Source organism: Reyranella aquatilis (assembly GCF_020880995.1).
Lineage (GTDB): Bacteria > Pseudomonadota > Alphaproteobacteria > Reyranellales > Reyranellaceae > Reyranella > Reyranella aquatilis.
In genome coordinates this window covers 172,778-185,253 of sequence record NZ_JAJISD010000005.1, presented here as the reverse complement: position 1 = coordinate 185,253, position 12,476 = coordinate 172,778, and the positions used below count along the sequence as shown (strand labels likewise).

At 65.5% G+C, this 12,476-nt stretch carries 10 protein-coding genes; 6 read left to right on the top strand and 4 right to left on the bottom strand.

Translation table 11 applies throughout. The features are described from left to right. Window positions 1–84 precede the first annotated feature (84 nt). Window positions 85–1,512 carry a M20 family metallopeptidase gene (locus tag LJ725_RS13385; RefSeq protein ID WP_230551164.1) on the bottom strand — a complete coding sequence of 476 codons (1,428 nt, stop codon included), beginning with the start codon at window positions 1,510–1,512 and terminating at the stop codon, window positions 85–87. A gap of 188 nt (window positions 1,513–1,700) precedes the next feature. On the opposite strand from LJ725_RS13385, the gene LJ725_RS13380 reads away from it, so the two are divergent. Next, on the top strand, window positions 1,701–2,252 hold the full coding sequence (locus LJ725_RS13380) for a hypothetical protein (protein ID WP_230551163.1): 552 nt from the start codon (window positions 1,701–1,703) through the stop codon (window positions 2,250–2,252). Window positions 2,253–2,273: 21 nt separating this feature from the next. On the opposite strand, the gene LJ725_RS13375 is transcribed toward LJ725_RS13380, so the two are convergent. Further along, window positions 2,274–3,368 (bottom strand): hypothetical protein, encoded by a 1,095-nt coding sequence (locus tag LJ725_RS13375; RefSeq protein WP_230551162.1) that lies wholly within the window; start codon window positions 3,366–3,368, stop codon window positions 2,274–2,276. A 103-nt stretch (window positions 3,369–3,471) separates the two neighbouring features. Between LJ725_RS13375 and LJ725_RS13370 the strand changes: the two genes are divergently transcribed. After that, window positions 3,472–5,055, top strand: coding sequence for a peptide chain release factor 3 (locus LJ725_RS13370; protein WP_230551161.1), 1,584 nt, complete (start codon window positions 3,472–3,474; stop codon window positions 5,053–5,055). An 82-nt stretch (window positions 5,056–5,137) separates the two neighbouring features. On the opposite strand, the gene LJ725_RS13365 is transcribed toward LJ725_RS13370, so the two are convergent. Continuing rightward, window positions 5,138–5,974, bottom strand: a complete 837-nt coding sequence (locus tag LJ725_RS13365) for an amidohydrolase family protein (protein WP_230551160.1) — start codon at window positions 5,972–5,974, stop codon at window positions 5,138–5,140. A gap of 132 nt (window positions 5,975–6,106) precedes the next feature. Next, the gene (locus LJ725_RS13360; RefSeq protein WP_230551159.1) at window positions 6,107–7,342 is read right to left on the bottom strand and encodes a CaiB/BaiF CoA transferase family protein; all 1,236 of its coding nucleotides are present in this window, start codon (window positions 7,340–7,342) and stop codon (window positions 6,107–6,109) included. A 114-nt stretch (window positions 7,343–7,456) separates the two neighbouring features. Between LJ725_RS13360 and LJ725_RS13355 the strand changes: the two genes are divergently transcribed. From LJ725_RS13355 to LJ725_RS13340, 4 genes are all read left to right on the top strand, one after another. Then, a complete protein-coding gene (locus tag LJ725_RS13355) occupies window positions 7,457–7,807 on the top strand; it encodes a RidA family protein (RefSeq protein WP_230551158.1) in 351 nt (116 codons plus the stop codon). 48 nt (window positions 7,808–7,855) lie between these two features. Beyond that, window positions 7,856–8,203, top strand: coding sequence for a RidA family protein (locus LJ725_RS13350; protein WP_230551157.1), 348 nt, complete (start codon window positions 7,856–7,858; stop codon window positions 8,201–8,203). A gap of 214 nt (window positions 8,204–8,417) precedes the next feature. Further along, window positions 8,418–11,753, top strand: coding sequence for a Calx-beta domain-containing protein (locus LJ725_RS13345; protein ID WP_230551156.1), 3,336 nt, complete (start codon window positions 8,418–8,420; stop codon window positions 11,751–11,753). A 194-nt stretch (window positions 11,754–11,947) separates the two neighbouring features. Continuing rightward, window positions 11,948–12,442, top strand: coding sequence for a hypothetical protein (locus tag LJ725_RS13340; protein WP_230551155.1), 495 nt, complete (start codon window positions 11,948–11,950; stop codon window positions 12,440–12,442). Window positions 12,443–12,476 lie beyond the last annotated feature (34 nt).

Genomic DNA, 12,476 nt, shown 5'->3' with positions numbered 1-12,476 from the left:
GGAGAGGTTAGGTGAGGGGGTTACGAGAGGTGCGTCGCCCCCTCACCCAGCCTCTCCCCCTGCGGGGGAGAGGAGGAAGAGAAGCTACTTCTTCTTCCGCGCGTAATGCGCCGCGATCATCAGCGCGGTCGCGACCGTGACCTTCTTGCCCGTTGGAATGTGCAGAAACTCGTTCGGCCCATGCGCATTCGAATGCGGGCCGAGCACGCCGGTGATCACAAACTGCGTCTTGGGGAACTTGTCGCCCAGCATGCCCATGAAGGGGATCGTGCCGCCTTCGCCCATGTAGGCGACCGGCTCGCCGAACGCCTCTTGCGAGGCGTCGTTCACGGCCTTCTCCAGCCACGGCGCCAGCGGCGGCGCGTGCCAGCCGCTCTGGCCGCCTTCGCCGGCATCGAACTCGACGGTGGCGCCGTACGGCGGATCGGACTCCAGCGCCTTCTTGATCGCCTTCACGGCTTCTTTGGCATCGAGCGTCGGCGGTGTGCGCACGCTGATCTTGGCCTCGGTGTAGGGCAGCAGGACGTTGCCGGCATCGACCGGCTCGGGATAGCCCGCCATGCCCACCGTCGCGAGCTGCGGCCGCCAGGTGCGGTTCAGCACCATCTGGCCGAGGTCGTCGACCATCGGCTTGGTCGTGCCGGCAAACGGGAACTTGCGATAGACCTCGTCGCCCAGCACGCGCGCGGCTTCCGAGGCCTGCGCAATGCGCTGCGGCGGGATCTGCACGAACAGCTCCGGCAGCTTCATCTCGCCGGTCGCCTCGTCCTCCAGGCGTGTCAGCAGCGCGCGCGTGATGCGGAAGGAGGAGGGCACGATCCCCGACGCGTCGCCCGAATGCACGCCCTCGTTCAGCACGGTCACCTTGAGCGTGCCGGCCGCGATGCCGCGCAGCGACGTGGTGAGCCACATCCGGTCCCAGTCGCCGCAGCCCGAATCGAGGCAGACCACCAGCGACGGATCGCCGATCCGGTCGAGCAGGTGGTCGACATAGAAGGGCAGGTCGTAGCTGCCGGATTCCTCGCAGCCCTCGATCATGATGACGCAGCGGGCGCGCGGCACCTTCTGCTCCTGCAGCGCCAGCAACGCGGCAAAGCAGGCGTAGATCGCGTAGCCGTCGTCGGCGCCGCCGCGGCCGTAGAGCTTGTCGTCCTTGCGCACCGGAATCCACGGCCCCATGCCCTCGGCCCAGCCCTTCATCTCGGGCTGCTTGTCGAGATGGCCGTAGAGCAGGACGGTGTCGTCGTTGTCGTCGCCCGGGATCTCGATGAAGATCAGCGGCGTGCGGCCCGGCAGACGCACCACCTCCATCGTCGCGCCGGCGAAGGCGGCGACGTGCGGCCGCGCCCAGTCGGTCATCAGCGTGACCGCCTGCTCCATGTAGCCGTTCTCCTCCCACTTCGGATCGAAGGACGGCGACTTGTTGGGGATGCGGATGTACTCGGTGAGCGACGGCAGGATCTGGTCGTCCCAGAAGCTGCCGATGAAGGTCTTGAGCTGGTCGGGGTTCATGGCGGGAGTGTAGCGGGATGATTGGGGCCAGCACTAGCTTCGAAAGCTGAGCGGTGGAGATTCTCGCCCATCGACAATGAAAGCCTTGCGAAGACTTGGTTCTTGATGGTGGTGCTGATATTCGTGGCCACGGATGGGCTGGCAATGCTGCGATCACCTACTGTGGCGGCAAGTAGGACGCCAAAGCGATGAGCGACGAACCTCCGGCTGGCTATGTAAGGTCAGCAGTCCTGGACCTCATGCGGCTTCCCAACAAAGCCGCGGTTCAAAAGTATTGCCGTGAGGTCACAATCACGGGGTCGGACTTCGCCAATGTATTGCTGAACGCGCGCATCGGTGCGCTCGCGCCATTTCAGTACCTTGTTCATCAGTATGAACATCGACCCTTGCACCTTGATCCGACCGACGAAGAAATGGGGTCGTTAGCGCAAAATGGCGTAGGACCGGCACGCGGCAAGGCGAGGAAGTTTATAAGGAAGATCTTTCAGACTTTTGAAGACCGGCGCCTTTTCTCAGCCCACTTGATTCACAATCCACAGACACCTGAATGGCACCTTTTTTACTTTGATCAGCGGGATATGCGGCAAGCTGGCAATCATTGGAAAAAAGGCGGGTCGCATATTCATTACTCAAGGCACAATATCGCGAATACCCTAGCTCGAGACGTGTGGCCGAGGATTGTGGCAAACCCTCCAGTGCTTCCTAGGTCTGAGCATGTCCGCTACAGCCACGATGGTTAGCTGGATGGCAGCTGCAACTTTCTAGTCAGTAAGTTTTTCTTTCGCGGGTTCTTCTGCCTCATCATTCGTGGGTCCCTTCACCTTCACGGGAGTCTCGGGCTCTTCTTTCTCGGATTTCTCCCGTGTGATGTTCGCAAGATCGAACCATGATGCCGCGCGGTCAAAGGCGGCGACGAGCGCAGCCGCCTCGACCGGATCGACCAGGGTTTCGAAGCCGTGGAGGATGTTGTTGCGGATGCGGCGCAGCGTATCGAGCTGCTTCTGCTGCTCGCTCGACAGGTTGAAGCGCTCCTGCTCGAACAGGCTTTCGAGCGCCACGATGCGGTCGTCGGGCAGGCCGGCGCGGCGCTTGATCTCGCGCTCGAAGTTCACGGCGGCGTTGAGCACGGCCTGGTACGGCATCTTGAGGTCGAGGAGCTGCTTCGGCGCCAGCGCTTCCACGGGCGTTCTGGTGGCCGGTGAATGGGCGAGGTTGCGGAAGAGTGGCCGCTGGCCGTCATCCGGCTTTTCCTCGACGGGCTCGGGCCACACGCCCTGTTCCTTCAGTTCCTCGACGCCGACGCGGATGCTGACGAAGTCGTTGGCGGGCTTGGGGGCAGGCGCGGGCGTCAGGGCCAGTTCGACGACCGTCATGGAAACGGGCGCGGCGACCGGCTCGAAGGTGGGTTCGATGACGATCAGGGGCGGGGACTTCGGCGCCTTTGCCGCTTCCTTCGCCGCCTCTCCGACGGGCTCACGGGTGGGCTCCTGGGCGGGCTCCTTTTCGGGCGCCGGCAGCCTGGCGGGCTCGGACGGCGGCGCGGGCAGGGCTGGCGGGGCCGCCTTCTCGTTCCGGGCGGCGCGGGCCGCGCCCAGCACGAGACCTTGCGCGGCCAGGATGCAGAAGAAGGCCACGCCGCCCGCCGTCACGCCGTCGAGCGGCATCTGCTTGGCCTGGGCAACGACCGCGCCGTAGGCGACACCGCCCGCCAGCGGCAGTACCAGTTCTTTCAGCACGCGCAGCGCGATTGGTGTCCCGCCAGCCTTCGTCTTGTCCATTGACCCCAATCCATTCGGCCCGATCTGCGCGCCGGAAAAAGCCCGCGCCGTACTAACAAACCTCGGCAGGGCGACCAAGCGTCAGGCAGGCAGAGGGCCGGGGAGAAACGGCCCTCTGCCCGAGTTGACGCCACCGGACCTGTCCGCTACCCCCTCGCCACCCCGAAGGACCCCCTGAAAAGTGCCCGATTCCGCCGCTCTTCCCGCATCCGACGCCCGTCTGGCCGGCCATCCCGCCGGGCTCAGGCGCACGTTTGCGATCATCTCGCATCCTGACGCCGGCAAGACGACGCTGACGGAAAAGCTGCTGCTGTTCGGCGGCGCCATCCATGTCGCCGGTGCCGTGAAAGCGCGTGGCGAGGCGCGGCGGGCGCGCTCGGACTGGATGAAGATCGAGCAGCAGCGCGGCATCTCGGTCACCACCTCGGTGATGCATTTCGAGTATGGCGGCGCCGTCTTCAACCTGCTCGACACGCCGGGCCACGAGGACTTCAGCGAGGACACCTACCGCACGCTGACCGCCGTCGATTCGGCGGTGATGGTGATCGACGCCGCCAAGGGCATCGAGGCGCGCACGCGCAAGCTGTTCGAGATCTGCCGCCTGCGCGATGTGCCGATCATCACCTTCATCAACAAGCTGGACCGCGAGTCCAAGGACCCGATCGAGCTTCTGGACGAGGTCGCCTCGACCCTGGCGCTCGACGTCTCGCCCATGACCTGGCCCACCGGCTCGGGCCAGAACTTCAAGGGCACCTACGATCTCGCCAACAACCGCATGCTGGTGTTCGACAACACCGACCGCAGCCGCATCGGCGAGGTGATCGAGAACTATCAGATCGCCGATTCAAACTTCGCCGAGGAGGTCGAGCTGGTGCGCGCGGGCTATCCGGCGTTCGATCTGGAGAGCTATCGCGCCGGCCATCTCTCGCCGGTGTTCTTCGGCTCGGCCTACAACAATTTCGGCGTGAAGGAACTGCTCGACGCGATCGCCGCCTGGGCGCCGCCGCCGCGGCCGCAGCCCGCCGAGCCGCGTCCGATCGAGCCGACCGAACCCAAGGTCTCGGGCTTCGTGTTCAAGGTCCAGGCCAACATGGACCCCAACCATCGCGACCGCATCGCCTTCCTGCGCCTGTGCAGCGGCAAGTTCCGCCGCGGCATGAAGCTGACGCAGATGGGCACGTCCAAGACCCTGTCGGTCAACTCGCCTATCCTGTTCTTCGCCCGCGAACGCGAGATCGTCGACGAGGCCTGGCCCGGCGACATCATCGGCATTCCCAATCACGGCGTGCTGCGGGTCGGCGACACGCTGACCGAGGGCGAGACGCTGAAGATCACCGGCATCCCCAACTTCGCGCCGGAAATCCTGCGCCGCGTGCGGCTGGAGGACCCGATGAAGTCCAAGCAGCTGCGTCGTGCGCTGGAAGACCTGGCGGAAGAGGGCGTCACTCAGGTGTTCCGCCGCGTCATCGGCGGCGACCATATCGTGGGCGTCGTCGGCGAGCTGCAGCTCGACGTGCTCAAGACCCGCGTCGAGGCCGAATACAACGTCCTTATCGACCTGGAGCCCGCGCCGTTCGAGACCGCGCGCTGGATCTCCGCCGAGACCAAGGCCGACCTGGAGGCGTTCATGTCGGCCAACCGCGGCGGCATGTCCGAGGACCGCGACGGCTCCCCGGTGTTCCTGGCGCGCAATGCCTGGGAGCTGGGCTACACCGCCGAGAAGAGCCCGAAGGTGAAGTTCTCGGATATTCGGGAACGGTCGTAGGCGCACGCTGTCATCCCGAGCGCAGCGAGAGACCTTTGCGTCGGCAGAAGCTAAAGGTCCCTCGCTGCGCTCGGAATGACAATCAACCCGGCGACCAGCCGTAGGCCCTGGTGCACGCACCGCCCATCAGCATTGCGCGTTCGCTGTCGCTCAGCGTCTTCGTCTCCAGGAACGGCTTCACCGCGTTTTCGTAGTTCACGACGGCGAAGGCGCGGGTCCAGTCGGTGCCCCAGAGGCAGCGCTCGAAGCCCCAGGCGTCGAATACGCGCTTCAGAGGATCCCAGATGTCGGGGAAGGGGTAGGGCTGCTTCGAGAGCGTGCAGGCGCCGCTCACCTTGATCACCGCGTTCGGACGCTTCGCCAGATCGAGGATCTTCGGCAGGTCGGCCCACGGCTCGGCAGGCGCCGGCGGGACGCGCGGCTGCAGCAGGCCGAGATGGTCGACGATGAAGCGGGTGTTGGGATGGCGGTCGATCAGCTTGATGCCGTCGTCGACCCTGCCCCAGAACAGGAAATTCAGCGGGAAGTCGTAGTCGACGGCGGCCTTGCAGATGCGGTCGAAGCCGGGATGGTCGGGCGCGCGCTTCTCCTCCTCGCGCAGGAAGATGCGGATGCCGACCGCGCCCTGCGTCTCCTTCCACTTCGCGACCACGTCGGCCACGTTCGGATCGTCCGGATCGACCGGCTTCACGATCGCCATGCGGCCGGGGTGCTGGCGGGCCACTTCCTCGGCATAGCTGCCGTCGTAGCGGTACATCGAGAAGGACGAGATGAAGATCGCGCCGTCGACGCCAACCTTGTCCATCGCCGCCACCATCTCGTCGCCGGTCACGTGCGGCGGCCAGTTCGGTACCGTCGCCCATGGCCGCTTCTGCGTGTTGGCTTCGTACGCATGGACCTGCGAGTCGATGATCGGCATGGCGTTTCTCCTTCATCTCATGTCCCTCTCCCCCGCTCGGGGGAGAGGCCAGGTGAGGGGGTGGGGCGAAGCGTTCGTGCGCAACCCCCTCACCCAACCTCTCCCCCTGGCGGGGGAGAGGAGTCTGATTCCCTATTTCTTCTTCCGCTCCGTTACTGGCACCGTCACCTCGTCGGTGCGCAGCTTGCCGAGTTCATCAGACTGCAGGCCCAGGAGTTCGCCCAGCACCGCGTCGGTGTGCTGTCCCAGGGTCGGCGCGGGCCGCTTGATCTCCGACTTGCCGCCAGTGTGGAGCCGGATCGGCGAGATCGGCACGCGGGTCTTGCCGCGGCGCGGGTGCTCGACATCGACCCAGAATCCGCGCGCCTCGAGATGGGGATCGTAGGCGACCTCGCGTGCCGTCTTCACCGGAGCGCAGGGCACGCGCGCCTCGGTGAGGGCGGCCAGCACCTCGTCCTTCGTCTTCGGCAGCGTCCAGGCGCCGACCATGTCGTCGATTACCGCCATGTTCTTCGCGCGCCCCGGCGTGGTGGTGAATTCGGGGTTGGTCAGCAGATCCTCGCGGCCCAGCATCCCGCACATCGACACCCAGTGCCGCTCGGCCGAGGTGAAGATCGCGACATAGCCGTCGCGGCAGCGATAGGTGTTGTAGGGCGCCATCGCGAGCGCGGGATGGCGGTTGCCGGTGCGGTCGGGCACGTTCCTGTCGCCGTCCATCACCGCGCCCAGCGCCGAGGCGATGGAGATCGCGCCGGCTTCGTGCATGGCGACCTCGACCCGCTGTCCCTTGCCGGTGCGTTCGCGTTGCACCAGCGCGCCCAGGATGCCGGCGCAGAGATGGATGCCGGCGAGGAAGTCGCACACCGCGGCGCCCGCCTTGGTCGGCGGACCGTCGGCATCGCCCGTGGCGTTGGTGATGCCGCTCATCGCCTGGATGGTGACGTCCATCGCGGCGAGGTCGCGATAGGGGCCGTCGAGCCCGAAGCCCGAACTGCCGCCATAGACGAGGCGCGGATTGAGCTTGCTCAGCACGTCGTAGCCGAGGCCGAGCCGGTCCATGACGCCCGCCGCGAAGTTCTCGATCAGCACGTCGGCCTTCTCGACCAGCGCCAGGAACAGCTCCTTGCCGCGCGGCTGCTTGAAGTCGAGGACGACCGACTCCTTGTTGGAGTTGAGCATCACGAGCGGATAGGGCTCGACCTCGCGCTTGCGGCGGCGCACCACGTCGCCCTCCGGCGGCTCGATCTTGAGCACGCGCGCGCCCATGAACGCGAGTTGCAGGCCGCAATAGGGGCCGTTGTAGATCTGCCCGAGATCGAGCACGAGCATGCCGTCGAGGGGCCGTCGTATCTGGGGCTGGGTGGTCATGGCGTTTGCTCCGATAGGCTTCCTGCGACTGTAACGCGAACCGGCGGCGCGGGGAGGGCGGAGTGCGTATCCGGTCCGTTGTGCGAGGGGAGAAGGCGCTTTAGATTCCGGGTCATGAGCACCATCACGCGAATCGACGTCGGCCCGCGCATGAGCGAGGCCGTCATCCTGGGCAACCGCATCTACTGTTCGGGCATGATTCCCGAGGATACGAGTCTCGACATCACCGGGCAGGTCCGGCAGGCGCTGGCGGAGATCGACGCGCTGCTGGCCAAGGGTGGCAGCGACAAGACGAAAATCCTGACCGCCACGATCTGGCTGAGCGATATCTCCGATTTTGCGGCCATGAACCAGGTTTGGGACGCCTGGGTGGTGCCCGGCCACACGCCGGCCCGCGCCACCGTGCAGGCCCGCCTGAACGACCCGGACATGAAGGTGGAAATCATGGTCGTCGCGGCGATCTAGCCTCTGCTAAGGTCCCGCCCGCTTTTCAGTTTCCAGAGGAGAGAGAGCATGAGCATCAAGCGCATCAACGCCGGCCCCCGCATGAGCAGCGCCGTGGTCCATGGCGACACGGTCTATCTCGCCGGCCTCACCGCCGACGACGCCAAGGCCGACGTGAAGGGCCAGACCAAGCAGATCCTCGACAAGGTCGACAAGTTCCTGGCCGAGGCCGGCACGGACAAGTCGAAGGTGCTCTCGGCCAACATCTGGCTGACCGACATCTCGACCTGGAGCCAGATGAACGAAGTCTGGGACGCCTGGGTCTCCCCCGGCAACACCCCGGCCCGTGCGACGGTCGAGGCGAAGCTCGCCGCCCCCGGCCTCAAGGTCGAGATCATGATCCAGGCCGCCAAGTAAGGCGCGTCCGCTTCAATGGAAAAGGGCCGGCATCCGCCGGCCCTTTTTCTTTGGGCGTTGCGTCCGTAGCCGCCGATCTTGCCGGCCTCTCGCTCGTTCACCGATTAATCGGCCGCGTTCGTCGAGTACCTGCGGTTGGTGTCTGTTCCTCTCCGGGATCATGACATCTCATCCGGCGAGACGCTGTCGGTGACAACCAGCCGGAGGGAAGGACATGGCGAACGAAGCAGGCGCGACCGGAAGAATCTTCCAGATCACGTCGGACGGTGCCGACATTACCGGCTTCGATCCGGCCCGGGACAAGCTCGATCTTGGCCCCGTCACCGTGCATAACGGCATCATCGTCGATACCCCGACCGGCGTCGGGATCATGAATCCGTGGTCGGGCGAGATCGCGGTTGTCGTCGGTGTTTCGCTCGGCCAACTCACGATCGACAGCTTCGTGCCGATCATCAACGATCATCTGCGCGAATGCGTGTCCGGCGCGCTGGCCTGGGAACACGGAATCGCGGCGAGCGACCACACCGTCTATGCGCGCTCCCACGAGATCGGCCAGATCGACCGGGTCGCCTTCAATCCCGCCACCGACACGGTGGACTTCCGGTACTTCGGTACCCGCGAACAGATCTACATGACCAACAATCCCGAGGGAGTGGTCATCTCCAATTCGGGAACGGGTCAGGCGTTGATCCTGCTGGGGGTCACGACCGCCGAACTGAAAGCCGAGAACTTCGTGTTCTACTTCGCGGAGGCCCGCGAGGACCGCGTTGCCCTGCAACTCGGCTTCAGTTCGGTTCCGGATTCGCAGATCAAGCCGCAGGGCGTGCCCATCGCCGGTACGAACAACTGGCCGACGGCCGCCGGCAACGGGGCGCCGCCCTCCGGCCAGACCGGAACGACGACCGTCATCGACTGGCACTATGGCATCGACACCGTCATCGCATTCGATCCGTCGAAGGACACGCTCGACTTCGGCTGGTTCAAGGCCAGCGAATTCTCGGTGAAGGAGGTCGATGGCTCGACGGTCATCAGCATCGAGGGCAACCGCCAGACCTACGTCTTGACGGGCGTGTCGCTCGCCGAGCTGGACCACAACAACATCGCTGCCCGCGACGCCACGGCGCGCGCGGAATGGCAGCAGCTCATCGATTCGGCCGAGGGGCCTGCGCCCGCCGTGCCGCAACTCTCGGTCGCCAACGGCACGCTGGCCGAGGGCAATGCCGGCAGGAGCCAGATGGTCTTCACCGTCACGCTTTCGCAGGCCGCGACCGGCCCGGTTTCGGTCGGCTATACGACCTCGAACGGGACCGCTACCGCCGGCCAGGACTATGCCTCGGTCGTCGGTACGCTGACGTTCGCGGCAGGCGAGACTGCCAAGACGGTGAGCGTCGACATTCTCGGCGATACCCTCGTGGAGACCAACGAGACTTTCCTGCTGTCGTTGTCGTCGCCCACGGGAGCCACGATCGCCAGAGGTCAGGCCACGGGCACCATCGTCAACGACGATATCGATACCCAGCCCGACGCGCTGCCTGCCCTCTCCATCGCCGACCTGTCGATCAAGGAGGGCAACGGCGAGCACAACCATTTCATGTTCGTCGTGACGCTGGACAAGGCATCGTCCGCGCCGGTGACGGTGCAGTACAAGACCGTCGATGGCAGCGCGGCCGGCGGCGTGGACTACGCGACCTCCTCGGGGACGGTGACCTTCGCGCCGGGCACGACCTCGCAGATGATCCACGTGGACATCAAGGGCGACAGCGTCGCCGAGGCCGACGAGACATTCACCGTGCTGCTGTCGTCGCCGGTCGGCGCCACGATCGCCGACGGCTCGGGCACCGGCACGATCATCAATGACGACGTGGTCGCTCCGGTCCTGCCAAGCCTGTCGGTGTCGGATGCCACGCGGGTCGAGGGAAACTCGGGCACGGCCAAGCTCAACTTCACCGTCTCGCTGTCGCAGGCGGCCACGGGTCCGGTGACGGTTCAGTACGGCACTGCCGACGGCACGGCGAGTGCGGGTTCGGACTATGCGGCGAAGTCTGGCACGCTCACCTTTGCAGCGGGCCAGACATCGAAGACGGTCTCGGTGAACGTGTCGGGAGATACCGCCATCGAGGCGAACGAGACGCTGACGCTGAACCTCTCGGGCGCCAGCGGTGCCACGATCGCCGACGGTTCGGGCATCGGCACGATCACCAACGACGATGTGGCCGCCCCGGCCCTGCCGAGCCTGTCGGTGTCGGATGCCACGCGGGTCGAGGGAAACTCGGGCACGGCCAAGCTCAACTTCACCGTCTCGCTGTCGCAGGCGGCCACGGCTCCGGTGACGGTCCAGTACGGCACGGCCGACGGCACGGCGCGTGCGGGTTCGGACTATACGGCCAAGTCGGGGACACTGACCTTCGCGGCGGGCCAGACCTCGAAGACGATCTCAGTGAACGTGTCGGGCGATACCCTCGTCGAGACGAACGAGACTCTGACGCTGAACCTCTCGGGCGCCAGCGGTGCCACGATTGCCGACGGCTCGGGCACCGGCACGATCACCAACGACGATGGGACCGCCCCGACCGGTGGGGCGGCGGTTGACTACAAAGTCAGCGACAACTGGGGCGCGGGCTTTATCGGCAACATGCAGGTTGCCGCCGGGGAGACTGCCCTGAAAGGCTGGACCGTCGGGTTCGACGCGGCGTTCGCCATCACCAACATCTGGAATGCACAGATCGTAAGCCACATCGGCAATCACTACGTCATCAAGAACATGTCCTATAACGGCACGGTCGGCGCCAACCAGGAGACAAGCTTCGGTTTCCAGGCAACGCCGGGCAGCGACGGGACGGCGGCCACGGGCTTTACGCTCAATGGCATATCGTCCGGCAGCGAAACGCCGGCATCCGCGCCGGTCCTGCCAAGCCTGTCGATATCGGATGCCACGCGGGCCGAGGGAGATTCGGGCACGGCCATGCTCGACTTCACGGTGTCACTGTCGAAGGCGGCCACTGGCCCGGTGACGGTCCAGTACGGCACCGCCAACGACACGGCCAGTGCGGGGTCGGACTATACGGCGAAGTCGGGGACGCTCACCTTCGCCGCGGGCGAGCAGAGCAAGGTCATCCAGGTGGCGATTGCCGGCGACAAGCTGGCCGAGGGCAACGAAAAGTTCACGGTCACCCTGACCGATGCTCAAGGCGCCACCATTGGACGCGGCGCCGCAACGGCCACCATCAAGGACGACGATACGACGTCGCATGGGCCGTCGAGTGGCGACATGCAGGCCCTCATGGCGGTGGTGGATTCATGGAACGGCGGCTTCAACGCGGCCGTGAGCCTTCACAACCACGGGGAAGCCGTCTCCGGTTGGCAGCTCGAAATCGAGACGCAGAGCGAGATCACCAGCATATGGAACGCGGAGATCGTTTCGCACGATGCCAGCGGCTACGTGGTCCGTAACGCCGCCTGGAACGGGAAGGTCGATGCCGAGGCCGACGTGAGCTTCGGCTTCACCGCGACGGGGCCGGCGGACCCGGCCAAGTTCGACTTCCTGATCTGATCGCCGGCCGTGATGCCGGGAGCCCACCGGCTCTCGAGGTCGGAATCGTGATCCGGGCCGCCCAGTAAGGCGTGCCGGATTGTCCGGAAGAAGGGCCGGCAACTGCCGGCCCTTTTGGTTTTCCTGGCCTCTGCTCCGTCTTGACCTCTGTTGTCCCCGCGGGCTCATATCCGCGCGAGCATCGGAGTGAGTAAATGTTGGTAAAAAGCGTAGTCGTGGGGCTGTGCCTCGCGGGATTGACGGTACCTGCACTGGCGCAGGGCGGCGCCCAGCCTTACGGCAAGGGCTTCGACAGCTGGAACTTCTCGCGGACGAAGGAGCAAAGCGGCGTCACCAATTGCCGGGCTTTCCGCCGCGTCGGCGGCCGCGACGACATCATGGCGATGCGCACCGACGGCCACTCCTATCTCAGCGTCCGCGCCGAAGGCCGCAAGGGCAAGTTCCCCGACTCTATCGTCGTTCCCCTGCGCGAGCCGGCGAACGGCATGCAATGGAATCTCCTGATCCAGGCCGACGGGCAGCGCATGTGGGCGATCCTGCCGCCGGCGGCCATCGAGATCATCGCCGCCAAGGGGGGCTACAGCATGCTGCTCGGCGGCAGCGAGGATCGCGACGACGTCAACCTCGGCAAGAGCGCCACGGCTGCCTGGAAGCGCGTCAAGGAGTGCGTCGTCGACTCGGGCGGGTAATCCTTCGCGCATCTGCTTCCCCCTTCAAATGGGG

Coding starts and splice junctions, on each gene's coding strand:
- LJ725_RS13385 (WP_230551164.1), bottom strand. CDS start 1,512: ATGAACCCCGACCAGCTCAAGACCTTCATCGGCAGCTTCTGGGACGAC.
- LJ725_RS13380 (WP_230551163.1), top strand. CDS start 1,701: ATGAGCGACGAACCTCCGGCTGGCTATGTAAGGTCAGCAGTCCTGGAC.
- LJ725_RS13365 (WP_230551160.1), bottom strand. CDS start 5,974: ATGCCGATCATCGACTCGCAGGTCCATGCGTACGAAGCCAACACGCAG.
- LJ725_RS13360 (WP_230551159.1), bottom strand. CDS start 7,342: ATGACCACCCAGCCCCAGATACGACGGCCCCTCGACGGCATGCTCGTG.
- LJ725_RS13355 (WP_230551158.1), top strand. CDS start 7,457: ATGAGCACCATCACGCGAATCGACGTCGGCCCGCGCATGAGCGAGGCC.
- LJ725_RS13350 (WP_230551157.1), top strand. CDS start 7,856: ATGAGCATCAAGCGCATCAACGCCGGCCCCCGCATGAGCAGCGCCGTG.
- LJ725_RS13345 (WP_230551156.1), top strand. CDS start 8,418: ATGGCGAACGAAGCAGGCGCGACCGGAAGAATCTTCCAGATCACGTCG.
- LJ725_RS13340 (WP_230551155.1), top strand. CDS start 11,948: ATGTTGGTAAAAAGCGTAGTCGTGGGGCTGTGCCTCGCGGGATTGACG.